We start from the raw sequence: 25365 nt of genomic DNA on the forward strand, positions 1-25365 counted from the left end.
TCTAAGGATTCTAGAATGTTACAAGTGGTAATTTACAATGTGTTATTTTTTATGTACTTTCTTGAATGACTTTCAAATAGAGTTTCTCTACTTTTTCTCTTGCCCAAGGCGTTCGTCTAAGAAATTTTAAACTTGATTTTACAGATGGATTACTCGTAAAACAATTGATTCTAATTCGTTCTCCCAATTCTTCAAAACCATAATAATCAACTAAAGTTTCTACAATTTCTGCAAATTTTATACCGTGTAGCGGATTGTTTGGTTGTTCGTTACTCATCTTTGGATTTTCTTTTGTAGTTATAGCGAAGCTTTATTTTTTTATCAATAGGTTTTAAAATCATTTTATTTGCTTCTATAGATTCAATTTTATATTGTTTCTTCCCGATTGTCAATACATTGTCTTCAAGTGTATATGTAGCTTCTAGCACAAAATCTTGTACTTCCATCAATAAAACAGCATCTTTTTTGAAAGTAAGCGATACCTCTGAACTAATGAACGGATCTTTTTCTCCGTGTTGCAGTTTACCTACAATAGCATTTAATTCCCAACTGCCAACGATTTCTTTTTTGAAATCTATTTGGGCTATTGCAAACTGAAGTCCTATCACTACTAAAAATAAAAGTTTGATACGCATAGTTCTTAATGTATAAAATTAATTGCCAATAGTTCGAATGATGAATTCCTCATAGCTTTCTCCACCTGAATTATCTAAATTGATTTGTGGAGCAAAGTAAATACCTTTTGCGTTTACTTTTTCTGCTTGCTTCTGAATTGTTTGTACATGCAATGGATGATGAAATACTTCGCTCATATTTTTTGGTACATCGCCTGAGAATTTATCTGTAGATAAATAAAACACAGGATCATCCGCAGATAACATAGATAGCATGTCTGTTTTTTTAAGATACGTTTTTGCAGCTTCAGAAGTTAAATCCTCTCGGTTATCAACTCCAGAGTACAATAGAATGCGGTATTCTTTTATTAATTCTTTTAAAGATGCTTCATTAAATCCATCTTTTTGAAACGATGAAAATACGGTTTCATGCCAAGCAACAATATTATAGTTTGCTTGCGTAGAAATTCCAACTAATCCTTGTATACGTGTTGATTCCCGTTCTATTGGATTTTCGCTATTTTGTAGTGCCATTTCGTCTCCAAATCCAATCCAGATAGCTGTGGCAGCTCCAGCCGAACTACCATAAATCATTACCTTGTCTTTTTGAAAATGCAAACTATCTGAAAAATAACGCATGTGTTGTAAAGCCAATTTTGCATCTGTCAAGCTGCTCAAAATTCCTTTTTTATTTAACGGATCTACAAAACGATAATTGATCGTTGCAACAGCAATATTTTTTTGTACTAATGAATTGATAAATCTGCGATAGCTATAAGAATCATAATACTTAGACTTATCTCCGTTTACAAATCCGCCACCATGAATCAATATGAGTAAGGAAGATGGTTCTTCCATATTTGGCTTAAAAAAGTCATATACATTTCGTTCAGCATCGCCATAAACTATATTTGGATGAAAACTAACCGAATTTACAGCGATAGAAAAAGGTGTTTCAGATGCTTGCAAACCCTTTTCAATATGTTGCGGAGGAATACTTGAAACTTCACGTGAACACGATACTTGCAGCAATGTAATACATCCGACAAGTATAGGAAATACTCTAAAAAAGAAACCTTTTGTACGCATGTTTACAATTTATGAATTTAATTGAACATGTTTCTCAAAATAGGTTTTAAACCATTTCAAATCATCAATTAAATACTGCTCTGATTCTGCATCAAAACCAATTAAAAGATGTTTTTGCTGTTTGGTATCAACTAAAAACAGTGTTCCATGATACATTTTATTTTCATCATCATCACCTTCACCTTCTTCCACAATATATTCAAACGCTTCAATCGTATGTGCATCAAAGCGTACTGATTGATCTTTTGTAGTAAGCGTTATGTATTTGTAGCCTAGAATTTTTGTGGCTTTATTGATTTTCTGTTTGATACGCATACGATACAAGTTTGCAAAAGCTGTAAAGAACATACCTCCAATAAGTAATATTGTTTTAGTTCCACTAAACTCAAAAATGTTTATTTCTTCAAAAAAGAAAAATGATGTAAGTCCTATTCCTAATAGAATCGGAAGTATAATTAAGAAAATCAAAACAACATAATTCATTTTCGCTTGAGAAATGATGATTTTTCCATTTTCTTTCGAAAATGAAATTCTTAAACGTTTTAGTTTTGATTCTAGTAAAATAGTGTCATTTGAATCCATTAAATTGTCTATGGTTGTTATCTTTTTTTGTAAATACTGTGGACACTTGTAATTATTTTGGGAATTCTTTAGTTACTTCATTGATGAATTTAAAATTGCGTTCAGATTTTTTAGTAAGCGTTTCAAAAAAGTCAATAAATTCAGTTGTATCGTAATCTCTGGCTTCAATTACAAGAGAGGATCCATCGTCAAAACCTACTTGCAATCGATCACCTCTAGGGGCAAATCTCAGTATATTCAGTATATCAACATCATACTTTTTAACGTTAAAACTGTAATATAATAAGGTGTTTCCGTCTATAGCGAAAATAATAGGTTTATATTTTTTACGTACAACGTGCACAATGGTTTGTATTAATAAGTGCATTGGGAATACTAAAAAGAAAAAATTACTTCCACTGATATCGCCCATATAAAGTCGATATATAAAGTATCCTAAAAACGGTAATCCTAAAATATAAGGAACTGTTTTAATTTTCCTACCATTAGTTCGCAACACGAGTTCACCTTTTGCTTTGTGATTTAAAGTTCCAAGTTCTGAGTATAAAACTACTATAAAGAGCATTGAAAGAATGCTTGCACTCAACCAGATGGGTAACTCCACAAAAATTCCTGAAATTAGTAAGACACCTGTAACGACTAGTATTTGTAAGACCTTTCGCATATAAAATGCTTAAAAAGTAAATTGTATTACTTTTTTGGAATTCTTTTAATAACAAGTCTAATTTGTCCCATGTGATTGGCTTGATGTTCCATAACATGATACCAAGCATATTGGTTACTCATTGCATCTTGCGGTCCCATTTTTTTAAACCATGCATCATCTTTTTCTTTTAATTTAGCTAAAGTTTCTTTTCGTACTTCATCCCAAATAGTAAGATAATACTCAATTGGTTTCCCTACATATTTATTTCTAGCATTTTCTCCTAATTTTAATGCAGTTTCCCATTTTTTAAATTCTTCTGGATCAAAATCTCCACCTTCAAAAGTATATACTTGATAGTATTTTTCTGTGGCAGCCAAATGAATAATCATGGCGCCAATTCGGTTTGCGTCTTTATCTAATAAAAAATCAGTTTCGTTTTGTGAAAGGTTCTTTACACTTCGAGTAACTCTTTCTTTTAAATCTTCAAGCATGCTTACCATGTTTCCAATTTGCGTAGTATAGCCCTCTGGAACTTCTATAGTACTTTGCGCCTTTACGGCAGAATTCACGCTAAGTATTAAAAATATAGCAAGTAGTATTTTATAAGATCGCTTTTTCATGACTTTAAGAATTTACAGTTTATAATGATTCATCAACATTTTTTCATATACCTTATCTGGTAAAACACGTTTTAAGACAATTGAAAATTTTTGCATAAACGCGCCAACTTTGTAATGAATTTTAGGCTTTTTGGTTTCTATAATTTTTAATACAGAGGTCGCCATTATTTTCGGATCAGATCCGCCATCTACATGCGCGTCCATTTCCTTGAGCATGTTTCCGTAGACCTCTTTGTATGGAGAATCTTCAAAAACTGGCGTATGATAACGTCCTGCGGCAATATTTGTAGCAAAATCACCTGGCGCTACATTCGCTATTTCAACCCCAAACATTTTAGTTTCCATTCGCATTGCTTCTGTCACTAATTCTAATGCGCCTTTGGTTGCAGAGTAAATTCCTCTATACGGCAATCCCATATAACCTGCAATAGAAGTCACATTTACAATATGCCCGCTTTTTTGTTTGCGCATTTGTGGCAACACAGCTTTCATGACTGCGATAGGACCGTACAAATTGGTTTGAAATGCTTTGTGAATTTCTTCATCTGGTGTTTCTTCGATCGGACCAGTAATTCCGATACCTGCATTGTTGATTAAAACATCTAAACGACCTTCCGCTTCAATAATAGTTGACACTCCTTTTTGAATGCTTTCCGTATCACGAACATTTAAAGCAATAAGTTTAAAAGCTGTAAAATCTTTAAATTTATCAGGATTTCTGCTAGTTCCGTAGACCGTATAGCCTTTTTCTGTTAATAAAATTCCAATAGATTTTCCAATTCCTGATGAACCACCAGTAATCAATACAACTTTTGACATTCGTTTAGGTTTTGTTTATTTTTTACAAATATGCTTAAAAAAAAGGAGAAATGAAGCCTTGACTCAATAATCGAGAGGAATGATTTGAGACTTGTCTCAATATAAAAAATATAAAGTTTTGATGAATATGTAGTGAGTCGTTCGTAGATGCTTGACTTTAGGGCACAAAAAAAGGCAAGCTACCTACATCACACCGCTCAACCATTTACCTTTGCTGCGTTCCCGCCCTGGAGGATTCAACAGGAGCTGGTTGTGTAGGACTTGCCGCTGCAAAGATAAAATGTTTTTACATTTACGCAATGATTTTTTAAACTGATTTTTATGAATTACCTTGCCAAAAATAAAGTAAGTCAATGAAATTTTATAAGCTATTCATAATCACATTTTTAAGTTTAACTATTTTTTCTTGCGGAGGCGAAAAAAAAACAACTTCACCTAGTTTTTCTATCAAACTTGATGGGAAAACAGATAAAGTACAGCTAAATTCAGCTATAAAAGCGACAGTTATTAACCCAACTCAGCGCAATATTACGGCAGTAACATTTTCTATAAACGATCAAAAGTTGACAAATTCGAGTTCAAATCCGTTAGTTTTAGAAACTACTATTCCTTCAACTTCATTATTAGGAAAGCAATTATTGAAAGCTACAGTTACCTATGAAGAAGGAAAAACGGCTACTGCAAAAAAGAATGTGACGATTTTATCGAATAGTAAACCTAAAATTTACACCTATAAAATCATTAATACGTATCCACACGATAGTAAGGCGTATACACAAGGATTGGAATTTTATAGAGATACTCTTTTTGAAAGTACTGGACAACGTGGTCAATCATCATTACGTAAAGTAAATTATAAGACTGGAGAAGTATATCAAAAAATTGATTTAGATCGTCAGTATTTTGGTGAAGGAATTACGGTTTTGAATGATAAGTTATACATGCTTACTTGGCAATCTAATACTGGTTTTGTCTTTAATCCTGATAATTTAGAACGTTTGAGCACTTTTTCGTATCAAAAAAGTAAACAAGGTTGGGGATTGTGCACAGATGGTGAAAAATTCTTTAAAAGTGATGGAACTGAAAAGATTTGGATTTTAGATCCTGAAACACTCAAAGAACAATACGCTATTCAGGTATGTGACAATAAACGTACGTATGTAAAATCGAATGAATTGGAATATATTAATGGGAAGATTTTTGCAAATAGTTACCAGAAACCAAGCATGATGATAATTAATCCAAAGAATGGTGCTTTGGAAGCGCTTATTGATTTTAGAGGTTTGAAAGAGAAAACAACAGTTTTACCAACTACCGATGTTTTTAATGGTATTGCATACAATCCGAAAACAAAAACTTATTTTGTGACAGGAAAATACTGGGACAAGATGTTTGAGGTAGAGATTATGGAGAAGTAGGTTGTTTAGACTATTAGATTGTTAGACACGCTTTGCTTTTAGACTCGTTCCCGTGTAAACGAGAATCTTTTAGACTTGCTTAGACTCGCTTTGCTCTTGGCATTTTGGTGAAATTTGTAAACTTGAGCCTTGGATTGTTTGCCACATTGAGCGCTGTCGAAATATTGATTCTTAAGAAACGTACTAATACCCAATTCCCAAGACCTAATACCTTTTTATTTACAATTTCACAACTTCCACTTCCCATGAAATTTCATAGGTTTTGTTTGGTGATAAAGTCTGCAACCCAATTCCATTATTAAAACTATTTGAAAGTCCAACTGTGGGTTCAATAGCAATAATGCTTTTGTCTTTTGGTGTGTAAAACTGCACATAATTTTTAGGTGCTGAACCTTTTATCTTTACCTGATATGTTGGTGTTGTAAATCCGATTTCATCATTCAACAATTTATATGCTGTATCAAATGGATGGTTTTTTAATTGGAAAGGCATTGACATTTTGTGTGGTGTTGTCCCATTGGTGAGACTTCGATCGTCAGTTGTAGTGTATTCTTCTTCACAGTTAAAATTGATTGTACTTTCGTATAAGTTTTCAGAATTAAAATACGGATGCCAACCAATTGTAAACGGAAATGTTTTTGTTCCAGTATTGACAACTTTTATAAAAACATTTACTGATGTTTCGGTGAGTTTATACGTAAGGAAAAAATCAAAGGGAAATGGAAATCCTTGTAAAGAACCATCATGTATGTACTGAAACGTTATGCTTGCAACACTCGAAGTAACTTGCTTGTCAAACACTTCAAATTTTCTAGTGTATAACAATCCGTGAATTGCATTGTTCTTTTCGATTTCATTGCATGGAATTTGATACGTTTCTCCTTCAAAAGTATAGGTTCCGTCTTCAATTCTATTCGCGAAAGGAAATAAAATCGCTGATGCGGATGAATTCTTATACGGGAAATTCTCGTATTCAGAAATAATTATCCTGTCATTCACTTTTACATCATACAATCGTGCGCCTTCATTTATGTTTATAGAAGCAGACACTTTGTTGTTTTCACTTGAAATTTCTATGATGTTGTTCTTTTCTTGTATTTGAAACACGCTCTTTTAGATTTCTTTCCATTAATAAAGCATCGAAAATACTAAGAAACTGTGCATTGACCGAATACAATAATGACTTTTTTTATGCGGATTTGTAGGTGTTGGGTTTTGGGTTTTGGGTTTTGGGTTTTGGGTTTTGGGTTTTGGGTTTTGGGTTTTGGGTTTTGGGTTAAGTTGTTTACTTTCTGCTTGTTTCAAAGTATCAACCTTTAAACTTACAAACACTTAAACGTTACTTGTTGTCTGTTATACTAGTTTTTACACAAAAAAATAGCAAACCTAAATTTGCTATTTAACTCAATATCAGCATACTATATTATTTAACAAATAACGCAGCTAATGATTGTTCGGAACGTAGTACATGTACGAGTACCGCCACCGCCGCCGTCTCCATCTCCGCCACCGTCATCAGGAGAAGTGCCTACAGGACAATGGTCGCAATTTGTTTCATGTATTGAAACTTCTCTTCCTCCTTTGTAGTCATTGATTTTCAAATTAGATATTGTCTTCTTGCTTAACTGTAATAATTTAAGATTTCTTTTTTTCATTGTTTAGAGATTTAAATTAATGATAGTTAAAGGTAAATTTTTCCAATATCAACAAAAAATAGTAATAGTGACGGTTTATAAAAACGCGATAATTTATCAAATCTTCACAATTTCATTTTTTAAAGCAAATACAACCAATCCTGCGGTGTTACGAACATTGAGTTTGGAAAGTAGATTTTTACGATGGCCTTCTACCGTACGAAAACTAATAAAGAGCTTCTCTCCTATTTCTTTGGCAGTGTATTCTTTACAGATCAGTTCTAAGACTTCTATTTCGCGCTCTGAAAGATCGTGTATGATATTGTTTGGAGTTCCTTTTCCTTTATACATCATTACTTTACGCATGATGTTTGTAATTTTATTGTTGAAATAATAATCGTATTCCATCACACTTTCAATACATTCTACAACTTCATCAGAATTTGCATTCTTCATTAAATAACCATTCACACCAAGTTCAATCATACGTATAATATGTCGCTCTTCTTGATGCATGGTAAGAATAATTATTTTCATTGTTGGATATTTTTCTAAGACAATTTTTGCCGTTTCATATCCGTCAAGGTTTGGCATTCTAATGTCCAATAATACTACATCTGGTTTTACAACAGCATTGCGCAAAGCTTCTAAAAACTGATCTCCATCTGAGGCTTCCATTGTAATTTCCATATCGTTTTCATCTTGAAAAATGGCTTTAATTCCTTCTCTAAAGAGCGAATGATCGTCTACTAATGCTATGTTTATCATACGTTTTCTTTGTTTAAATGAACATGTATTGTCGTGCCAGAATTTACGTTGGATGTAATGTCTATTAGCCCACCCAAAATCAAGGCGCGATCTTTTATATTTCGCAATCCTGCACCTTTTTGAACGGTTTCTGTGTTAAATCCTTTTCCATCATCTTTTATGGTTAGCTTGAAACTTTCCGTAGAATTCTCAATCGTAATTTTAATTGTTTCTGCTTCCGAATGTTTCACCGCGTTTACCAATGTTTCTTTGATAATGCGATACAATGCAAGTTCTTGTGAAAAATCCAATCGTTTTTCATCGCCATTCCATTCGTAATCTATATGTATTTTGCTCGATTCTGAAATTGAATAACACAAATCACTAATAGCTTCATTCAATCCAAAATCTTCCAAGGTTGGCGGCATGATGTTGTATGATATTTCACGAACTTTGTTTAACAACTGATTCAACTGATCGCGTACGTTTTGTGATTTTGATACGATTTCAGGTTGATCAATTTGTTCTTTTTTAATTCGTTCCACACTTAATAAAATAGTAGAAATTCCGCCACCAATTTCATCGTGTAAGTCAGCTGCAAAACGTTTTCGTTCGTCATCTTGAATTTTCACAGCACTTTGTAATAGTTGCTGCTGATGTATGATTTTTTGCTCCTGTAATTTCATTTGCTGTTTTAACAAACGTCTTCTGTAAATAATGACAAAACCTACAATAGCAAGTGCTAGGAAAAACATTCCTAACATGCCAATGAATAGTATTAACGAAGTTCCTTCTTGTGTTTCAGTAACCATAGACCTATTGAGATGAAAAGATAATGAATCATAATGAATATTCCATGCAATGCCCAGGCTTCAAAATATTCGATGAGCGGAATTTCTAGCAAAAAATTATTCGTCACAAATAGTAAAAAAGCACCTGAAAAGTAGATTAAAACTGCAGAATTGATCCAAAAAACAGGATGTATTTCCAAACGTCGTATCGATTGGTCTACAAAGATTTTGTAAAACCAACCGATTGCGAAACAAAGTAAAAATGCGCTTTCCACAGTTTTGCTATACGAATTATAAACGTCTAATGGTTGCCACAAGAATATATTGACAATGGAAAATGTGATGACCAAAAATATAGAACTTATAACCAGTTTTTTAACCACTTTAGTATCAAACAATCGTATATAAACTAAACTCCAACAGATATATTCCACAATCGTATACAGATGTGAAATCACCATATTATTGATGGCCTGTCGATGCAAAATATTTCCAATCAATGCAAAAACACCTGCGCTAACCAGTAACAATGCAATTAATTTAAACGTTGTATTGAATCGTTTGTACCGAAAAACAATTGTGATTAACGGTAACAAAATAAACAACTGTGCAATGTTTAAAATAGAAAATAGTGCAGATTTTGAAAGCAGATACATATACAATTATTCTTCATGATATAATGGACTATCTACAGCACAGGTTGTTATAGAATCTTTGGTACAGAGCGAAGCGCTATTTACATACATTTCTTCATTTTTTCCTTCTGCATCTTTAGGAAAAATATCAAATCCTTCTTCATTTACACCAACAAGAATAATGCGTTCGTTTCCTTCCCCATCTAAACCAAAATATACACGAATATCATCTGTTCCAAGTTGTTTATAAATTTCGGCTAAATCTTCTTTTTTAAATAGTACCGATTTTAAATTGAATAATGTTTGCCAAGCTAGTGTTGATGCGATGGCATCTGCAACTGTTATTTGAAACCCTTCAATATTACATTTATCATTGGTACTTGGCGTTCTATCGCCATCACGTGGTGCACAATTTTCGGTTCCAATAATTCCAGGACCTGTATTAAAATATAAATCACTACTTGTATCACAGGTTCGCGGACAAGGCATGGTAAAATCATAAATTCCAGTTCTGATTTCGTTTCCTGGTCCGATTCCAGAATCCTTTGGAAGTAAAGAAATAATGTCTCTATTACTTTCATTCACTCCAACGACTATCATATCTGGACATTTAGTATCTCCATCTTCTTTAATTCCCATATAAAAACGTACAGCAACAGCTTGTTTTTCATCCAAAATACATTCAATATCATTTCGGTGAAATAAAAATGCTTTTAAATCATTTACTTTTTGCCATGATTTTGCATATTCGTCTACAAGACCAAAAGGTGTTAGGTCATAATTGTTAATTGGTTCTAAAGCCATAATTAGTTGTTTTAAAATTTAACACTAAAGTATTGAATATAAGAAAATTAATCACACGTATTTCTACGCATTTACATTCTTGAAATACGTGATTAAAATCGAGTAAAAGCTGTCTTTCAAATTAATGTTGATCGTTCTAATTTTGAACCATATCAATTAATCATCAAGGCGTCAAATGATATAATTGATACAATTTAAAAAATTATTAATCATTTAAAACCTTAAAATTATGTCAGCATTTTGCGGAACGATCACTTCAAGTGGTCAAATTACAAGTAATGGAAACTTTTCATGTCAATACGATTCTGGGCAACAGAAATACACCGTTGATTATAACGGAAATGTAAATGCAGGAGCTTCAGTAGTTGTGTCACCAACGCAACAAATTCCTGGATTAACTTATATGTTATATCCATATACAAATGGTTTTACGCTACAAGTATTTCAAGATGCTGGTGGTGTGCTTACACCTGTTGCTAGTAGTTCTAACTTTATCGTGAAAGAACTCTAATCATTCAAAATTAATACTTAATGAATTCCTTTATTTCGCTATGAAGTAAAGGAGTTTTTTGATGGTTGAAAGTTTACTCATTCAAACTACCTGTTTACTCATTGTTGGTTTCTTTATATATGTATTTATGCTTTTTTTGAATTGAATTTAAAAGCGAACCATCATGAAACATCCTGAACTTATTCTACAAATTCCTAAACCTTGTCATGAAGATTGGAACACTATGTCTCAAACTGAAAAAGGAAGGTTTTGCAAAGTTTGCACCAAAGAGGTCATTGATTTTACTTCAAAAAGTGATGAAGAACTTGTGACGTATTTTTCGAATAATGGAAATTTATGTGGACGATTTGATGCTTCACAACTCAATAGAAAACTAATTGCAGACAGAAAAAAACGAAATCATTGGTTATCCTATGCGGCTACGCTTCTATTGCCGATAACTTTGTTTTCGCAAGAAACAAAAACTTCTGAGCTAAAAAATACGGATACAGAGCAAATAGACACTTCAACTTTTAAATCGTTACAAATAAGTTCGCTTGATAGAAAAACGAAATTAAATTCTAATATCCAAAATGATAGTATAATTATAAAAGGTGTTGTTACCGATGATCTTGGGATGCCACTTCCTGGCGCTAGTGTTTATATAAAAGGAACAATGCAAGGTACAACAGCAGATTTTGATGGAAATTATGAAATAAAGGTACAGAAAGGAGCTGTTTTGGTCATTTCTTATATTGGTTTTGAAGCAAAAGAAATCAAGACTAAAAAACCTGTTTTAAATGTTCAACTAAACAGTGCTTCATGTGATTTTTTAGGCGAAGTTGTTACTGCAAGTCCAAATGAACGATACAAAAGTAAATTCACGAAGAAGTCGCATCCAAAAACTTCAGCAAAACTGAATGAACGTGAGCAGCGTACAAAGAATTATTTCGCCTTTCAAAGAAAAAAATGGTTGGAAAAACGTGAAGAACGACGTACAAAACGTGCCGCAAAAAAAGCAGAGAAACAAACAACCAAAAAATAATACGCTTATGAAACATCCTGAACTCATTGTGCAAATTCCAGAACCTTGTCATGAAAACTGGAGCAACATGTCTCCAACTGAAAAAGGTAAGTTTTGTAATGTATGTACCAAAGAAGTCATTGATTTTACTTCAGATAGTGATGAAGAAATTATAAAGTACCTAAGCAATCATGAGAGTACATGCGGGCGATTTCATCCTTCACAATTGAATAGAAAGCTAATTGCTGACAGAAAAAAACGAAATCATTGGTTATCGTACGCAGCTACCTTTCTATTACCGATAACTTTATTTTCGCAAGAAACAAAAACTCCCGAGCTAAAAAATACGGATACAGAGCAAATAGACACTTCGGCTTTTAAATCGTTAAAAATAAGTTCGCTGGACAGAAAAGCGAAACTAAATTCTACCAAGCAAAACGATAGTATTACTGTACAAGGTATCATTACTGACGAAAGTGGATTTCCTCTTCCTGGCGCAACAGTCCAAATTAAAGGTACGAACATAGGCGCAGCTACTGATTTTGATGGGCACTATTCTATCAAGTCAAATTATGGAAGTATTCTCGTTATAAGTTATGTTGGATATGAAATAAAAAAAATCAAAATTACCTCTTCTACCATAAATGTTCAGCTAGAGTCTGGTGTACAAGGATTGCATTTTGTAGGAGCAGTTGTTACAGAAAGTCCAAATGAACGATACAAAAGTAAGTTCACGAAAAAATCGCAGTCGAAAACAGTAGAAAAACTGAATGAACGTGAGCAAACTACAAGGAACTATTTTGCGTTTCAAAGAAAAAAATGGTTAGAAAAACGTGCCAAAAGACGTGCTGAACGTGCTGCTAGAAAAGCTGAAAGACTAACAACGAAAAAATAATACGCTTATGAAACATCCTGAACTCATTGTGCAAATTCCTGAACCTTGTCATGAAGACTGGGGCAACATGTCTCCTACCGAAAAAGGTCGTTTTTGTAACGCATGTACAAAAGAAGTCATAGATTTTTCCGCAAAAAGCGACGAGGAAGTCATCAAGCATTTTACTAATCACGGGAATCTATGCGGTCGATTTCATGCATCACAATTGAATAGAAAACTCATTGCAGATAGAAAAAAGCGCAATCATTGGTTGTCGTACGCAGCTACATTGTTGTTGCCAATGACTGTATTCTCACAGCAAACAAAATCTGATGAAAAGAAGACTACAAAAACAGAACAACTAGAGATACTAAAGTTTAAAACACTTCATATTAGTTCTCTCAACAGAAAAGCAAAAGTTCATTCCAAGAAGCAACAAGATTCTATTACTATAAAAGGTATAATTACAGATGATACAGGAATGCCACTTCCTAGTGCAACAGTACTAATAAAAGAAACATCTATTGGCGTAACTACAGATTTTGATGGAAACTTCTCTATAAAAGTAAAGTCAGGAAACGTTTTAGCAATTATGTATGTAGGTTATGAAACAAAAGAAATTACGGTAAAAACGTCAAAAATGACGTATGATGTTCAGTTAGATCCAGATGGTTCACTTGAAGAAGTGGTTGTCGTTGGATATGTTGTACATAGTGATGAATACGTTAGTAAATATGCTAGTACACACTACCCAAAACCAATGACTGAAGAAGAAGTCAAAGAACGTGACGCACGTACAAAGAATTACTTTACTTTTCAAAAGAAAAAATGGCAAGAAAAACGTGTTAAACGACGTGCAGAACGCGCAGCTAGAAAAGCTGAAAGACAAGCTAAAAACAATAACTAACTTTCTATTTTATGAAACATCCTGAGCTCATTGTGCAAATTCCAGAACCTTGTCATGAAGACTGGAACAACATGTCGTCAACTGAAAAAGGGAAGTTTTGTGGTGTTTGTACGAAAGAAATAATTGATTTTTCAGCCAAAAGTGACGAAGAAATTGTAAAACATGTAGTTGCAAATAATAATCTCTGTGGAAGATTCCATCCAACACAGTTAGATAGAAAATTAATTGTAGATAGAAAAAAACGCAATCATTGGGTATCGTATGCGGCTTCTTTATTGCTACCTCTAACATTATTTTCTCAAGAAGTAAAAAAAGAAACTCAAAATATTTCAAAAACTGAGCAAACCAATAACAAGGATTTTAAATCATTGAATATTGGTTCTTTACAGCGACAAGGAAAAGTTGCACATACAATTCAAAATGATAGTATTACTATAAATGGTGTTGTTACTGATGATAAAGGATTGCCATTATCTTCTACATATTTAGTAATTAAAGGGACTCATATAGGCGTAACCACTGATCCTAACGGAAATTATACTTTTAAAGTAAATGTAAATGATACTATCAAGGTCACACATGCATTTCATAAAACTATCAGTATAAAAATTACAAAAGAAAAAAGGACTTACAATATTGTTTTAGAACCTGAAATAACGATGACGATGGTTCTTGGCGGTGCTGTCGCTGGTGTAGTTGTGAATTGCCCTACTGATGATTATTACAAAAAATCAATGATGATGCTACTTGGCGATACTGTTAATGGTTTAGTTATGAACTACTCTTCTGATGATTATTACAAAAAACCAATGTCTGAAGCTGAAATCACAGAAAAAAAAGAACGCACGAAGAACTATTTCGCGTTTCAAAAGAAAAAATGGCAAGAAAAACGTGCTAAACGACGTGCAGAACGCGCTGCTAGAAAAGCCGAAAGACAAGCAAAGAACAACTAATTTCTTTTTATGAAACATCCTAAACTGATTATACAAATTCCAGAACCTTGTCATGAAGACTGGAACAACATGTCGCCAACTGAAAAAGGTAAATTCTGCGGTGTGTGCACCAAAGAAGTCATCGATTTTACCGCAAAAAGCGATGAAGAATTGATTAAACATGTTGCCAATGATGGGAATTTGTGCGGACGATTTCATCCTTCTCAACTCAATAGAAAGCTCATTGCAGATCGAAAAAAACGAAATCATTGGTTATCCTATGCAGCTACATTGCTGCTGCCAATGACTGTATTTGCGCAAGGAAAACCTAGAATGAATGAAAAAGTTGATAAAACTGAACAACTCGACAATTATAACTTTACAAGACTTCATATAGGTTCACTCAATAGAAAAGCAAAAGTACATTCTAAAAAACAACAAGATTCTATAAAAATTAGCGGAACCATAACAGATAATACAGGTCTTCCTTTGCCTGGCGCAACTATACTCATTAAAGGAAACTACCATGGAAAAACAACTGATTTTGATGGAAACTTTTCTGTAAAAGTAAAGCCTAACGATATATTAATGATTAGTTATGTAGGCTATAAAAGTCAAGAAATCAGCATTACTAAAACGCAAAGTGTATACAAAATTGAACTTAAAGAAAGTGAACAATTAGAAGAAGTTACAGTTGTGGCTGGTGGTATTAGTGCAAATTATGAAGAATTACAAGGTATTGCAGGTGGCATAACAACCGTTAACGGATATGATATGAAATCTATTAACGCAAAAAAGAAAAGCTTTTTTCAATTATTACAGAACCTGTGGAACAAAAAACTGCAAAATCCCAAGAAAAAGCATTAAATAATAGGCTTCAAACAATAATTAGAACTTCAAAAAGTTATATTTTTACCACATAGTATATCTATAAACGATAGCTACCAATTAAAATAGTACAATGAAGAAATTTTTATACGCCTTTTTAATTCTTGCCATTACCATACTTTGGAGTTCTTGCCGAAAAGATTTTGTAACCGTTCCAAGTTCTGGACAACTTCAATTTTCAAAAGATACCGTGTATTTAGACACCGTTTTTACCAATATTGGTTCAAGCACCTACAATTTAAAAGTATACAACCGAAGTGACGATGATATTCGCATTCCTTCTATTCAATTGGGCGAAGGACAAAGTTCTAGATATCGTTTAAATGTTGATGGTGTTGCCGGAAAAGTATTTGAAGACGTAGAGTTACTAGCAAATGACAGTATGTTTGTCTTTGTAGAAACGACTTTAGATATTACTGATTTTGCTGGAGGCGATCAATTTTTATATACCGATGCGATCGAATTTGACACAGGAAATAATCAGCAAAAAGTAGAATTAGTCACCTTGGTTCAAGATGCCGTTTTTCTCTATCCGCAGCAATTTGATGATGGTACTATTGAAACCTTACTCCTTAGCGTAGATGAAGAAGGTAATGAAACACGCATTGAAGGTTTCTTTTTGGAAGATTCTGAATTGAACTGGACCAATGAAAAACCGTATGTAGTATACGGATATGCTGCAGTTGGACAAAATCAAGTCTTAAATATAGAAGCTGGCGCACGTGTGCATTTTCATGCAGATTCTGGATTGATTGTTGGAAATTTAGGTTCACTACAAGTCAATGGAGCTTTAAGTACAACCGAAGATCTAGAAAATGAAGTCATTTTTGAAGGCGACCGTTTGGAACCTGGTTTTGCAAATGTGCCAGGACAATGGGGAACTATTTGGCTTACTGATGGAAGTACAAATAATAATATTAACTATGCAACCATAAAAAATGCTTCTGTTGGACTCTTAACAGAAAATAGTGACGATCCAGACAATCCTACGTTGACATTAAATAATTCTAAAATTTACAATAGTGCTTCTGTCGGACTTTTAGCGCGTACAGGACATGTAGAAGCTAACAATTCTGTGATTGGAAGTGCAGGACAAGCGTCTTTATATTTGAATTTAGGTGGAAAATACACATTCAGACATTGTACGTTTGCAAACTATTGGAGCAATAGCTTTAGAGTAGCTCCTACGGTTTTAATAGACAATTTCTTAGATGTCGGGAATGGAATGGAATTTACGGCAGATTTGGAACAAGCAGATTTTTCTAACTGTATTATTTATGGAAATAATGGTATTGAATTACTGTTAAATCAAGCGGAAAGCAACTCATCAATATTACTAGAATATAACTTTAAAAACTGTTTGATTAAGTTTGACGACTTCAATAATCGTTTTGTGAATGATCCTTTATATAACTTCAACGATACAGGTATTTTTGAAGGAATCGTTTTGAATTCAGATCCTGATTTCAAAAACACAGACACTGGCGAATTTATTATTGGTGATAATTCTGGAGCTATCGGAATTGGGAATACACCAACTATGCCGCCAGCGATTCAAAGCGATCTATTAGGAAATCCTAGAACAAATCCTTCTGATGTTGGAGCCTATAATCACACTACTTTTGATGACGATTAATACATTCAGCTAAAAAATATACAATACACCGAAAAGAATCATAAAAGTAGTTCGCTATTTTATGATTCTTTTTTTATGCGTATATTTAGAAGAACTTATTAACGAATAAAGAACAATTAAACACAAAAATTAACGACATGATTGAAATTATTTTTAAAATTGCCTGTCTTGCAGCTGGAATTTTACTTGGACTTACCGCATTAGACAAATTGGATGGAGAAAGCGATTTCTTTAACAATATTGCTAAAAAACTAATGCCTTTTACAACTATAATTGGTGGCGGTATTTTAGGACTGGGAATTTACTACCTACTACATTTTGACCATTTAATTTTCAATATATTAGCAATGGCAGCTGGTGTGTTACTATTAACGCACGTATTAAGTCAAATTCCAAAAATTGGAGATACGTTAGTAAAAATTTCTAAAACATTAATGCCTTTTAAAGTAATTGTTGGAATCGCATTATTTGTATTGACAATTTTACGCTTTTTAAGCATTCATCCGTTAGGATAAGATATAGATTACTGAATTACCACTTTTTGTACTGTTTTGGTTGTTGCTGTGCGAATTTCTAAAAAGAATAGTCCGCTTGTTAGTGAAGAAACGTCCAATTTTGTTTGACCGTTTTGTTCTTTTTGAACAAACACTTCTTTACCCAAACTATCAAAAACAGTAACCGTATACGGTGTAGAAATTGTGGTAGAAATCATCATATAATCCGATGCAGGATTTGGGAAAACGCTGAAACTTTCGGCGTTTTCTTCGTTTATACCTAATGTGCTTCCTTCTATAACGTTCAATGCCTGATTTGCTGTTACATTGGTAAGCGTATCTACCAATCCGCTTGGCCAGAAAATTTCTAGCATATCAATTGTAGTTTCTGTTCCTAAGCCAAAAATTTCCGTTGCAGAATTCTGTCCTAAAAATGCTTCGCCACACAAAGTATATCTATACATTGCTTGTCCGTTAACAGTTGCTTTTATCCTTGCTCCTATTCCTGCTTTATTACTTGTAGTACCTTCCAGCTTTACTTTAAGCCAATTATTTGTACCGCCAGCATTTCTCCATAATGTATGATTTTCTGGTGCTTGATTTACTACGACAAAATCTTGGTAACCATCATTATTAATATCACCAATAGCATTGGAAAAACTAGTAAACGTATCATTTGTAAAACCTGCCGTTGTTGGAACTGTATAACTATATCCTGTATCGCATTGGTAAAAACCAGAAGTCATCAACCCAGAAGCTGTATTGTTTATCATACTACATACATACAAGTCTAAATCTGTGTCATTATCTGCATCAAAGAAGTTTGCGCCCCAACCTATGCTGTTAAAAATAGTTCCAGAAGCTGTTGCCAAATCTGTAAATGTACCATCTCCATTATTTTTCAATAAATGGTTTCCTTCTACAGTATTTGTTACATAAATATCTAAGTAACCATCGTAATTATAATCATCAATCGTAGTAGACATTGCATTTGCCGCAACTCCTGCTCCAGAAGAAGCACTTACATCTGTAAAAGTTCCATCACCATCATTCTTATAAAGAATATTCGTGTTTGCAAAACGGTCATTTGAGATGTAAATATCTAAAAAACCATCATTATTATAATCAAAAAAGGAAGAACAGAACGATAAGTGACCTACATTACTAATTCCTGCAATGAGTGAAACATCTGTAAAAGTTCCATTCCCATTGTTTCTATATAATTGATTCGGAATGATTTTATCATCATCTTTATTTGATAAGAATAAATCTAAATCGCCATCATTATCATAATCGCCAAAAGAAGCACCGTACGTATATAAAATGGTATTTGGAATTCCTGCAATACCTGAAACATCTGTGAAGTTAAAGTTTCCGTCATTATTGTATAATTTATTTGCTGCATCTAAGCGCGCTACAAACAAATCGTTATCACCATCATTATCATAATCAACCCACAAAACCTGCTTTGAGTGTCCTGGAATTGTAATATTGAACGTTTCTTCTACAAAAGTGCCTGAATTATTTTTAAAAAATCGAACAGAAAAATTTTCTTTACAAGCAAAAGTCAAATCGTCCCAACCATCATTATCGTAGTCATAAAAACTAACGCCTCCAAGTTGTGTACTAAAGCTTCCAGTGATATTAATTCCTAACTCAACAGCTTTCTCTTCAAAAAGAATTTGCGCCTGTACTAGCGGGAAATATAAAAAAGATAAGAGTACAATCGTGTAATTTTTCATCTGCCAATTTTTTAATATATATTGAATTCAGATGGAATTCGCCAACTATCATTTTTGATACTTGTAAACTTAATTACAATGGCTCATTTCATATCTGCAACTTTTTATAGTGACAAATATAATAAATCTTAATTTTATGTTAAAAAACTACACGATTGTATTTATTCTATAATTTATGCCTGAAACAAAGGTTTGTCAGACATCATTGTATTTACTTTAAAAGCAATGTTTTCTAATTTTGCTTCATTTTCAAAATTTGTAATGGCTTCGTCAATATATTCTACGATTAATGCCATATCAGTTTCTTTTAAACCTCTAGTTGTAATTGCTGAAGTTCCAATACGAATTCCAGAAGTTACAAATGGACTTTTATCATCAAAAGGAACCATGTTTTTGTTCACAGTAATATCGGCTACACCTAAAGCTTTTTCTGCTTCTTTTCCTGTAATATTCTTGTTACGAAGATCAATCAACATCATATGATTGTCTGTTCCGCCAGAAATAATATTGTATCCTTTAGCTACAAATGCAGCTGCCATTGCTTGTGCATTTTTTTGTACTTGCAAAATATAATGCATAAACTCATCTGTCAATGCTTCACCAAAAGCAATTGCTTTTCCTGCAATAACATGCTCTAAAGGTCCACCTTGATTTCCAGGGAATACAGAACCATCTAATATAGAAGACATTTTGCGTAGCTTTCCGTTTTTAAGCGTAATTCCAAAAGGATTTGGAAAATCTTTCCCCATCATAATCAATCCACCACGAGGTCCACGTAAAGTTTTATGTGTCGTTGTAGTAACAATATGACAATGTGGAATTGGATCATTCAAAATTCCTTTAGCAATCAATCCAGCTGGATGTGAAATATCTGCCATTAATAATGCACCAACACTATCTGCAATCTCGCGGAAGCGTTTAAAATCAATATCTCTTGAATATGCAGACGCACCAGCAATGATCATTTTTGGTTGTTCTTTCGTAGCCGTTTCTTGAATTTTATCATAATTCAATACACCTGTTTCTTCTTCTACTCCGTAAAATGAAGGTGTATATAATTTTCCTGAAAAGTTTACTGGAGAACCATGTGTTAAGTGACCACCGTGAGACAAATCGAATCCTAAAATTTTATCTCCTGGCTTCAAACATGCAGCAAAAACAGCAGTATTTGCCTGACTTCCACTATGTGGTTGTACATTTGCGTAAGCTGCACCAAACAAAGCTTTCGCTCGTTCAATAGCAATGGTTTCAACCTCATCTACGACCTCACAGCCGCCATAATAACGTTTTCCGGGATATCCTTCAGCATATTTATTTGTCAGTACAGAACCTACAGCTTCCATAACCTGATCACTTACAAAATTCTCAGAAGCGATTAACTCTAATCCTTCTATTTGTCTTTCTTTTTCGGCTTGAATTAATTCAAAAATTTGTTCGTCGCGTTGCATTGTTTTGACTCTATGTTAATAAAAACCAAAAATATGATATAGATTCGATAACTCATATAGAAAACTCATATATTTGAAGAGAAATAACAAAATTTTTAAAATTATAAATATTCCAAACAACTATGCCAGATACAACCAACAATCCCAATCGCAAAACTTGGCTAGAAGTTGCTCCAAACAGTGATTTTCCTATCCAAAACATACCTTTTGGTGTTTTTCTTACCAGAGATGACGTTATTACGATCGGAACTCGAATTGGAGACTTTGCCATTGACTTAGGCGCACTACATCAATTAGGTTATTTTGATGGAATTCCATTAACTGACGACATTTTTCTGCAAGACAGTTTAAATGATTTTATCTCTGATGGAAAGAAAACATGGCGCTTAGTACGAAATCGTATTGGAGACATTTTTGATGCTGATAATGCGAATTTGCGTGATAATGCTGCACACAGAAATACAATTATTTTTACTTTAGATGAAATAGAAATGCAATTGCCAGTTCAAATTGGCGATTATACAGATTTTTACTCTAGTATAGAACATGCTACCAATGTTGGTGTGATGTTTAGAGGAAAAGAAAATGCATTGATGCCAAACTGGCTTCATGTACCTGTAGGATATCACGGAAGAAGCTCTTCTATTATTCCATCGGGAATTCCAATTCATCGTCCGCAAGGGCAAACATTGCCAGCTGGATCAGATACACCTGTATTTGGACCTTCAAAACGTGTTGATTTTGAATTAGAAATGGCTTTTATTACTACTGATGCCAATCATTTAGGAGAACCAATTCCTATTGATGAAGCTGAAGATTATATTTTTGGAGTTGTTTTATTCAATGACTGGAGTGCACGTGATATTCAAAAGTGGGAATATGTGCCATTAGGACCATTCTTAGGAAAGAGTTTTGCTTCGTCAATCTCTGCTTGGATTGTAACTATGGATGCTTTAGAGCCTTTTAGAGTAGAAACACCTAAGCCATTAAAGCCACAATTAGAATATTTACAATACACAGGAAAGAAAAGTTACGACATTCACTTAGAAGTAGCCATACAACCTGAAAACAGTACGGAAACTATTGTTTCTCGTTCTAACTTTAAATATATGTATTGGAACATGGCGCAACAACTTACGCACCATACCGTAAATGGTTGTCCTGTGAATTCTGGTGATATGATGGGAAGTGGAACACTTTCTGGAAAAACACCTGATTCGTATGGTTCTATGTTAGAGTTATCTTGGGCAGGAAAAAATCCTGTAAAATTAAATGATGGTTCTGAACGTATATTCATCAATGATGGAGATACTGTAATTATGCGCGGACATTGTCAAAACGAACATGTGCGTATTGGTTTTGGTGAAGTTTCATCGAAAGTATTGCCAGTCTTTGAACCTAAAAAGAAATAAGACACCTTTGCAATAATAATTATATTGAAGACCAGGCTTTTAGTCTGGTCTTTTTTGTTTATTCCAATGTTTAAGTGATACCTGCAATTCGATAATTGTGGGTTATATTGATTTTTAATTGGACCATTTTGATGTACTATTGCTTCATTATAAATATACATAACAAGTACTTAAAATGAGAAAACAAATACTGTTTACATTAATTACCCTATTTTCAATTACAAGTGTATTTGCACAACCGGGAATGAAAAAAAAGGTTAAACAAGCTAAATTATTAAAAGAAAAAATTCTATTAGTTCCTATTGAAGATTCTGAATTTGGAGAGCGATTTAAAGCTGCTGTTCAAGAAATTTGGACCTTTAATGAAAATGTAAAATTTGTTACCGAAGAAGAATTTAAAACATTTTTAAAAAATAAAAAAGAACGTGAGACTTATGCGTATTTAAATTACGCTGATTTTATATCAGTAGGATTGCATCCTGGAAATATTATCAAAGTAAGTCTCTTAGGAAAAGCTGCGCCTATATATTATGTAACAGTTAGTTCAGAATATCTAGCAAGTATACCTACACTAAACTCTTCAAAAGTAATATCAACAAACAAAAAAGAAGAAATTTCTAAAGCAGATTTATTATTTGCAGTGAAGCAGCTCCAAAACCATGTTTTTTCTTTTAGCAAGTATAAAAAAATGAGTCGAAAAGAAGCTATGAAAGCTTATAAAGAAGGATTAGATGGCGTGAAGGTTTTAAAAAATAAAACACTTTTAATTGAAGAAAACACACTCACTAGAAAAGCTTTAAAGAAAATAAAATCTATCTATAAATATGATTATAAAATTGTAACCAAGGAAGTAATTGAAGATGCTATTGTGAATAGCTATGAAGACAAGGTCTACATAAAAGGACTTGCAATAATACAACCTCCGATGACAAGTAACGCTTTAAATTCCATAAATGATTATGGTACTTTCACTATGGTGACTTATGGTATTTATGATTCCGTAACTAACGAATCTATATACGCTTTTATTCCCACAAGTAAGGTTAGTATTTCCATAGCTGTAAAAAAGAAAATATCGCTTAAAGACTTAAAGAAATTAGCAGCTGATATCAAATAAAAAATACTAAAAACTTTATACTTTATACAAAAATGTCGCTATCTACATAGCGACATTTTTTATTTACAATTAAGCCAATATACGTTGGTTAAATATATAGATTCAATTACAAAAACAACTTAAAAAGTGGTCATTGGGATATTTTTAAGTTGTACTCTAAGTTGTTAATAGCAAAATGCGCTATTTGTACAATGTAAAGGATTTAATGAACCTCTAGATGAATGCGGAAATGTTCCTCCACCTTTTACCGTTTTAGCATTTAAGGTTGCTATTTGTGATTTTTTTAATTCTAATGATTTGAATGATTTTTGAATTTTCATAATGTGATAATTTTTAAATATTAAATAATTTTTTATAAGCATTTACATGCTGAAATCTTATCGTTTTTTGATAATGAGTTTTACTAAAAAAACAACTCCAAACTCTAGTTTAGAGTTGTCCAATTGTAATTAAAATAATCAAAACTAGTACGCACAATATGCGCTCATTGTACAATTTAATGGATTGATAGTTCCACATGCAGCAGCTACAACCGAAGTTGAAACGGTTGATCCACCTAATACTGATGTAACTTCTTTATTAGACAATTCAGCCACAACTGACTTCTTTAATTCTAACATATTTGATTTTCTATTTTTTTTCATAATAATAAAAGATTAAAATAATTCTCCTACTCTATTAGCTTTTCGGATTCCGCTATGAAGAATGTTTTTTGGCCTAGAACAATTCTTCTCAAAGGAAATTAAAAGTGTAAGAAAACACACGTGAACCGACAAGGATTGACAAAATTCAAGCTGTCCCGATAATTGTTTACGTAACACTCCTAAAAAGAGTTAAGATTCTTTGGAAAAACTCTTTTGATAAGATGTTGGTGACATTCCTGTTGTCTTTTTAAAAGCTGTGTAGAATGAAGAGCGATTATTGAATCCTGTTGCATCAATAATTTCGTTAATGTTCATAGTATTAGAAGTATCAGACAGTAACACTATTGCTTCTTTGATACGATAGTTGTTTATAAATTCGAAGAAATTCGATTGAAAATATTTATTAATAATTTGAGAAGTATGGTGCTTGGAAAGATTTAATAAATCTGCCAGTTTATCTAATGTCAATGTATGATCTAAATAGACTTTTTCTATTCCCATCAAATCTTCCAATTTTTGCTTCATTTCAAGAGCAAAAGATTCTAACATTCCATTTTTTCTATATTTTATATATGGAATGATTTTTTTTCCAGAGAAAATATCTGGTTGCATAAAGCTAAAATAAGAGACAATTCCAATAAATGCTACAATACAATACCCAATGGTATAATCGCCTGCAAGTGTCATCAATTTTAAATAACCTAATAAAAAGTATAGAGAAAAAGAAATTACGTATGCTGTAAAGCAAGTAAATAAGCTCAATACCCAAAGTCTTTTATGTGAAGAAAAATTTTCTTTTTTGTATTTGCGGTACTCGTTATAGATCAATCCGATATAAAAAAACATTATGAGTATGATAATGAGAATGATATAATCTCTGTATATTTTACCTAGTGTAATCTCTTGAGAAAAGAACATTTGTCGAGCTGTCTGAAGCTTTTCTGAAGCTGACAAAATATAAAAGTCGCCATACGCTATAAAAATTGATAACGTAGGAATGGCATGCAAACCATCTTTTAACCGTAACTTTTTTTGATATAATACCCGACGAATGTATAGAAGCAACAAAGGTCCATAAGAAATCCAAGGAATCAAGTTTGTAAATAGTAAATGCGGATGGTACAATCCTTTGTTCGTAGCCCAATATGAACAGTTATACAGTAAGTTATACGAAAACAGCAATAGAAATATTCCAAAAAGTCTATTAGCTACTCTATCTCCTTTCCGCTTTAGAAAAAACAAAATTCCTAAAATAAATGCCTGAAAAGAAAATGCAAAAAATAGCATGATCCATATATCAATTTGTAGTGTAGTCACAATCGGTTACTAAATGAACAATTTTTATTACTAGTAAGTTA

At 32.9% G+C, this 25365-nt stretch carries 30 protein-coding genes and 1 other RNA gene; 11 read left to right on the forward strand and 20 right to left on the reverse strand.

Annotation, left to right across the window (positions count from 1 at the left end; translation table 11 throughout):
- Window positions 1-49 precede the first annotated feature (49 nt).
- From ACRBBL_RS07930 to ffs, 8 genes are all read right to left on the reverse strand, one after another.
- Complete coding sequence (locus ACRBBL_RS07930; RefSeq protein WP_431368493.1) at window positions 50-277, reverse strand: VF530 family DNA-binding protein; 228 nt, start codon at window positions 275-277, stop codon at window positions 50-52.
- On the reverse strand, window positions 270-635 hold the full coding sequence (locus tag ACRBBL_RS07935; protein WP_431368494.1) for a hypothetical protein: 366 nt from the start codon (window positions 633-635) through the stop codon (window positions 270-272). Before ACRBBL_RS07935 ends, ACRBBL_RS07930 begins: the two co-directional genes overlap by 8 nt.
- 18 nt (window positions 636-653) lie before the next feature.
- On the reverse strand, window positions 654-1703 hold the full coding sequence (locus tag ACRBBL_RS07940) for a hypothetical protein (protein ID WP_431368495.1): 1050 nt from the start codon (window positions 1701-1703) through the stop codon (window positions 654-656).
- Between the two features lie 9 nt (window positions 1704-1712).
- Complete coding sequence (locus tag ACRBBL_RS07945; RefSeq protein ID WP_431368496.1) at window positions 1713-2285, reverse strand: hypothetical protein; 573 nt, start codon at window positions 2283-2285, stop codon at window positions 1713-1715.
- A gap of 52 nt (window positions 2286-2337) precedes the next feature.
- Complete coding sequence (locus ACRBBL_RS07950) at window positions 2338-2949, reverse strand: hypothetical protein (protein ID WP_431368497.1); 612 nt, start codon at window positions 2947-2949, stop codon at window positions 2338-2340.
- Window positions 2950-2975: 26 nt separating this feature from the next.
- Window positions 2976-3551, reverse strand: a complete 576-nt coding sequence (locus ACRBBL_RS07955) for a DUF664 domain-containing protein (RefSeq protein WP_431368498.1) — start codon at window positions 3549-3551, stop codon at window positions 2976-2978.
- Between the two features lie 12 nt (window positions 3552-3563).
- Window positions 3564-4370 carry an SDR family oxidoreductase gene (locus tag ACRBBL_RS07960; RefSeq protein ID WP_431368499.1) on the reverse strand — a complete coding sequence of 269 codons (807 nt, stop codon included), beginning with the start codon at window positions 4368-4370 and terminating at the stop codon, window positions 3564-3566.
- Between the two features lie 169 nt (window positions 4371-4539).
- Window positions 4540-4637: signal recognition particle sRNA small type (ffs, locus tag ACRBBL_RS07965), an RNA gene on the reverse strand.
- A gap of 86 nt (window positions 4638-4723) precedes the next feature.
- On the opposite strand from ffs, the gene ACRBBL_RS07970 reads away from it, so the two are divergent.
- Window positions 4724-5788, forward strand: a complete 1065-nt coding sequence (locus tag ACRBBL_RS07970) for a glutaminyl-peptide cyclotransferase (protein ID WP_431368500.1) — start codon at window positions 4724-4726, stop codon at window positions 5786-5788.
- A gap of 79 nt (window positions 5789-5867) precedes the next feature.
- Here ACRBBL_RS07970 and ACRBBL_RS07975 read toward each other — a convergent pair whose 3' ends face one another.
- From ACRBBL_RS07975 to ACRBBL_RS08005, 7 genes are all read right to left on the reverse strand, one after another.
- A complete protein-coding gene (locus ACRBBL_RS07975; RefSeq protein ID WP_431368595.1) occupies window positions 5868-6035 on the reverse strand; it encodes a hypothetical protein in 168 nt (55 codons plus the stop codon).
- Window positions 6008-6895, reverse strand: coding sequence for an aldose 1-epimerase (locus ACRBBL_RS07980; RefSeq protein WP_431368501.1), 888 nt, complete (start codon window positions 6893-6895; stop codon window positions 6008-6010). Before ACRBBL_RS07980 ends, ACRBBL_RS07975 begins: the two co-directional genes overlap by 28 nt.
- Before the next feature lie 320 nt (window positions 6896-7215).
- A complete protein-coding gene (locus tag ACRBBL_RS07985) occupies window positions 7216-7443 on the reverse strand; it encodes a hypothetical protein (RefSeq protein WP_431368502.1) in 228 nt (75 codons plus the stop codon).
- A 96-nt stretch (window positions 7444-7539) separates the two neighbouring features.
- A complete protein-coding gene (locus ACRBBL_RS07990; RefSeq protein WP_431368503.1) occupies window positions 7540-8190 on the reverse strand; it encodes a response regulator in 651 nt (216 codons plus the stop codon).
- On the reverse strand, window positions 8187-8981 hold the full coding sequence (locus ACRBBL_RS07995; RefSeq protein ID WP_431368504.1) for a sensor histidine kinase: 795 nt from the start codon (window positions 8979-8981) through the stop codon (window positions 8187-8189). The genes ACRBBL_RS07990 and ACRBBL_RS07995 overlap by 4 nt, the downstream gene beginning before the upstream one ends.
- Window positions 8948-9616, reverse strand: a complete 669-nt coding sequence (locus ACRBBL_RS08000; protein ID WP_431368505.1) for a hypothetical protein — start codon at window positions 9614-9616, stop codon at window positions 8948-8950. Before ACRBBL_RS08000 ends, ACRBBL_RS07995 begins: the two co-directional genes overlap by 34 nt.
- Before the next feature lie 6 nt (window positions 9617-9622).
- Window positions 9623-10399 (reverse strand): hypothetical protein, encoded by a 777-nt coding sequence (locus ACRBBL_RS08005; protein ID WP_431368506.1) that lies wholly within the window; start codon window positions 10397-10399, stop codon window positions 9623-9625.
- A 229-nt stretch (window positions 10400-10628) separates the two neighbouring features.
- Here ACRBBL_RS08005 and ACRBBL_RS08010 point away from each other — a divergent pair, with 229 nt between their 5' ends.
- The 8 genes from ACRBBL_RS08010 (at window position 10629) to ACRBBL_RS08045 (ending at window position 17665) form a co-directional block, all read left to right on the forward strand.
- The gene (locus ACRBBL_RS08010; RefSeq protein ID WP_431368507.1) at window positions 10629-10910 is read left to right on the forward strand and encodes a hypothetical protein; all 282 of its coding nucleotides are present in this window, start codon (window positions 10629-10631) and stop codon (window positions 10908-10910) included.
- Window positions 10911-11073: 163 nt separating this feature from the next.
- On the forward strand, window positions 11074-11934 hold the full coding sequence (locus tag ACRBBL_RS08015) for a carboxypeptidase-like regulatory domain-containing protein (protein WP_431368508.1): 861 nt from the start codon (window positions 11074-11076) through the stop codon (window positions 11932-11934).
- A 7-nt stretch (window positions 11935-11941) separates the two neighbouring features.
- Window positions 11942-12808 carry a carboxypeptidase-like regulatory domain-containing protein gene (locus tag ACRBBL_RS08020; RefSeq protein WP_431368509.1) on the forward strand — a complete coding sequence of 289 codons (867 nt, stop codon included), beginning with the start codon at window positions 11942-11944 and terminating at the stop codon, window positions 12806-12808.
- Between the two features lie 7 nt (window positions 12809-12815).
- Entirely contained in the window at window positions 12816-13694 is an 879-nt protein-coding gene (locus ACRBBL_RS08025; protein ID WP_431368510.1) for a carboxypeptidase-like regulatory domain-containing protein, read from the forward strand.
- Between the two features lie 11 nt (window positions 13695-13705).
- Window positions 13706-14647, forward strand: coding sequence for a carboxypeptidase-like regulatory domain-containing protein (locus tag ACRBBL_RS08030; RefSeq protein WP_431368511.1), 942 nt, complete (start codon window positions 13706-13708; stop codon window positions 14645-14647).
- A gap of 9 nt (window positions 14648-14656) precedes the next feature.
- Window positions 14657-15493, forward strand: coding sequence for a carboxypeptidase-like regulatory domain-containing protein (locus tag ACRBBL_RS08035; protein WP_431368512.1), 837 nt, complete (start codon window positions 14657-14659; stop codon window positions 15491-15493).
- A 94-nt stretch (window positions 15494-15587) separates the two neighbouring features.
- Window positions 15588-17150: a hypothetical protein gene (locus ACRBBL_RS08040; RefSeq protein ID WP_431368513.1), complete on the forward strand. Its 1563-nt coding sequence runs from the start codon at window positions 15588-15590 to the stop codon at window positions 17148-17150.
- 137 nt (window positions 17151-17287) lie between these two features.
- On the forward strand, window positions 17288-17665 hold the full coding sequence (locus ACRBBL_RS08045) for a hypothetical protein (RefSeq protein WP_431368514.1): 378 nt from the start codon (window positions 17288-17290) through the stop codon (window positions 17663-17665).
- Between the two features lie 8 nt (window positions 17666-17673).
- Here the strand turns inward: ACRBBL_RS08045 and ACRBBL_RS08050 are convergent, their stop codons facing one another.
- Window positions 17674-19386 carry an FG-GAP-like repeat-containing protein gene (locus tag ACRBBL_RS08050; RefSeq protein WP_431368515.1) on the reverse strand — a complete coding sequence of 571 codons (1713 nt, stop codon included), beginning with the start codon at window positions 19384-19386 and terminating at the stop codon, window positions 17674-17676.
- 173 nt (window positions 19387-19559) lie between these two features.
- On the reverse strand, window positions 19560-20834 hold the full coding sequence (gene glyA / locus ACRBBL_RS08055) for a serine hydroxymethyltransferase (RefSeq protein WP_431368516.1): 1275 nt from the start codon (window positions 20832-20834) through the stop codon (window positions 19560-19562).
- A gap of 122 nt (window positions 20835-20956) precedes the next feature.
- Between glyA and fahA the strand changes: the two genes are divergently transcribed.
- Together fahA and ACRBBL_RS08065 are read left to right on the forward strand one after the other, a co-directional pair.
- Complete coding sequence (gene fahA / locus ACRBBL_RS08060; protein WP_431368517.1) at window positions 20957-22246, forward strand: fumarylacetoacetase; 1290 nt, start codon at window positions 20957-20959, stop codon at window positions 22244-22246.
- A gap of 175 nt (window positions 22247-22421) precedes the next feature.
- Window positions 22422-23363: a hypothetical protein gene (locus ACRBBL_RS08065; protein WP_431368518.1), complete on the forward strand. Its 942-nt coding sequence runs from the start codon at window positions 22422-22424 to the stop codon at window positions 23361-23363.
- A 164-nt stretch (window positions 23364-23527) separates the two neighbouring features.
- On the opposite strand, the gene ACRBBL_RS08070 is transcribed toward ACRBBL_RS08065, so the two are convergent.
- The 3 genes from ACRBBL_RS08070 to ACRBBL_RS08080 all read right to left on the reverse strand — a co-directional run bounded on the left by ACRBBL_RS08070 (window position 23528) and on the right by ACRBBL_RS08080 (window position 25294).
- Window positions 23528-23683 (reverse strand): hypothetical protein, encoded by a 156-nt coding sequence (locus ACRBBL_RS08070; RefSeq protein ID WP_431368519.1) that lies wholly within the window; start codon window positions 23681-23683, stop codon window positions 23528-23530.
- Window positions 23684-23827: 144 nt separating this feature from the next.
- Window positions 23828-24007 (reverse strand): hypothetical protein, encoded by a 180-nt coding sequence (locus tag ACRBBL_RS08075; RefSeq protein ID WP_431368520.1) that lies wholly within the window; start codon window positions 24005-24007, stop codon window positions 23828-23830.
- A 189-nt stretch (window positions 24008-24196) separates the two neighbouring features.
- Window positions 24197-25294, reverse strand: a complete 1098-nt coding sequence (locus ACRBBL_RS08080; protein WP_431368521.1) for a helix-turn-helix domain-containing protein — start codon at window positions 25292-25294, stop codon at window positions 24197-24199.
- Between the last annotated feature and the right edge of the window lie 71 nt (window positions 25295-25365).

This window comes from Kordia sp. (genome assembly GCF_050633145.1).
Lineage (GTDB): Bacteria > Bacteroidota > Bacteroidia > Flavobacteriales > Flavobacteriaceae > Kordia.

Bases quoted from the DNA above. Each gene is read 5' to 3' on its own strand.
- ACRBBL_RS07930 (WP_431368493.1), bottom strand. From the start codon at position 277: ATGAGTAACGAACAACCAAACAATCCGCTACACGGTATAAAATTTGCA.
- ACRBBL_RS07935 (WP_431368494.1), bottom strand. From the start codon at position 635: ATGCGTATCAAACTTTTATTTTTAGTAGTGATAGGACTTCAGTTTGCA.
- ACRBBL_RS07940 (WP_431368495.1), bottom strand. From the start codon at position 1,703: ATGCGTACAAAAGGTTTCTTTTTTAGAGTATTTCCTATACTTGTCGGA.
- ACRBBL_RS07945 (WP_431368496.1), bottom strand. From the start codon at position 2,285: ATGGATTCAAATGACACTATTTTACTAGAATCAAAACTAAAACGTTTA.
- ACRBBL_RS07950 (WP_431368497.1), bottom strand. From the start codon at position 2,949: ATGCGAAAGGTCTTACAAATACTAGTCGTTACAGGTGTCTTACTAATT.
- ACRBBL_RS07955 (WP_431368498.1), bottom strand. From the start codon at position 3,551: ATGAAAAAGCGATCTTATAAAATACTACTTGCTATATTTTTAATACTT.
- ACRBBL_RS07960 (WP_431368499.1), bottom strand. From the start codon at position 4,370: ATGTCAAAAGTTGTATTGATTACTGGTGGTTCATCAGGAATTGGAAAA.
- ACRBBL_RS07970 (WP_431368500.1), top strand. From the start codon at position 4,724: ATGAAATTTTATAAGCTATTCATAATCACATTTTTAAGTTTAACTATT.
- ACRBBL_RS07975 (WP_431368595.1), bottom strand. From the start codon at position 6,035: ATGGGAAGTGGAAGTTGTGAAATTGTAAATAAAAAGGTATTAGGTCTT.
- ACRBBL_RS07985 (WP_431368502.1), bottom strand. From the start codon at position 7,443: ATGAAAAAAAGAAATCTTAAATTATTACAGTTAAGCAAGAAGACAATA.
- ACRBBL_RS07990 (WP_431368503.1), bottom strand. From the start codon at position 8,190: ATGATAAACATAGCATTAGTAGACGATCATTCGCTCTTTAGAGAAGGA.
- ACRBBL_RS07995 (WP_431368504.1), bottom strand. From the start codon at position 8,981: ATGGTTACTGAAACACAAGAAGGAACTTCGTTAATACTATTCATTGGC.
- ACRBBL_RS08000 (WP_431368505.1), bottom strand. From the start codon at position 9,616: ATGTATCTGCTTTCAAAATCTGCACTATTTTCTATTTTAAACATTGCA.
- ACRBBL_RS08005 (WP_431368506.1), bottom strand. From the start codon at position 10,399: ATGGCTTTAGAACCAATTAACAATTATGACCTAACACCTTTTGGTCTT.
- ACRBBL_RS08010 (WP_431368507.1), top strand. From the start codon at position 10,629: ATGTCAGCATTTTGCGGAACGATCACTTCAAGTGGTCAAATTACAAGT.
- ACRBBL_RS08015 (WP_431368508.1), top strand. From the start codon at position 11,074: ATGAAACATCCTGAACTTATTCTACAAATTCCTAAACCTTGTCATGAA.
- ACRBBL_RS08020 (WP_431368509.1), top strand. From the start codon at position 11,942: ATGAAACATCCTGAACTCATTGTGCAAATTCCAGAACCTTGTCATGAA.
- ACRBBL_RS08025 (WP_431368510.1), top strand. From the start codon at position 12,816: ATGAAACATCCTGAACTCATTGTGCAAATTCCTGAACCTTGTCATGAA.
- ACRBBL_RS08030 (WP_431368511.1), top strand. From the start codon at position 13,706: ATGAAACATCCTGAGCTCATTGTGCAAATTCCAGAACCTTGTCATGAA.
- ACRBBL_RS08035 (WP_431368512.1), top strand. From the start codon at position 14,657: ATGAAACATCCTAAACTGATTATACAAATTCCAGAACCTTGTCATGAA.
- ACRBBL_RS08040 (WP_431368513.1), top strand. From the start codon at position 15,588: ATGAAGAAATTTTTATACGCCTTTTTAATTCTTGCCATTACCATACTT.
- ACRBBL_RS08045 (WP_431368514.1), top strand. From the start codon at position 17,288: ATGATTGAAATTATTTTTAAAATTGCCTGTCTTGCAGCTGGAATTTTA.
- ACRBBL_RS08050 (WP_431368515.1), bottom strand. From the start codon at position 19,386: ATGAAAAATTACACGATTGTACTCTTATCTTTTTTATATTTCCCGCTA.
- glyA (WP_431368516.1), bottom strand. From the start codon at position 20,834: ATGCAACGCGACGAACAAATTTTTGAATTAATTCAAGCCGAAAAAGAA.
- fahA (WP_431368517.1), top strand. From the start codon at position 20,957: ATGCCAGATACAACCAACAATCCCAATCGCAAAACTTGGCTAGAAGTT.
- ACRBBL_RS08065 (WP_431368518.1), top strand. From the start codon at position 22,422: ATGAGAAAACAAATACTGTTTACATTAATTACCCTATTTTCAATTACA.
- ACRBBL_RS08070 (WP_431368519.1), bottom strand. From the start codon at position 23,683: ATGAAAATTCAAAAATCATTCAAATCATTAGAATTAAAAAAATCACAA.
- ACRBBL_RS08075 (WP_431368520.1), bottom strand. From the start codon at position 24,007: ATGAAAAAAAATAGAAAATCAAATATGTTAGAATTAAAGAAGTCAGTT.
- ACRBBL_RS08080 (WP_431368521.1), bottom strand. From the start codon at position 25,294: ATGCTATTTTTTGCATTTTCTTTTCAGGCATTTATTTTAGGAATTTTG.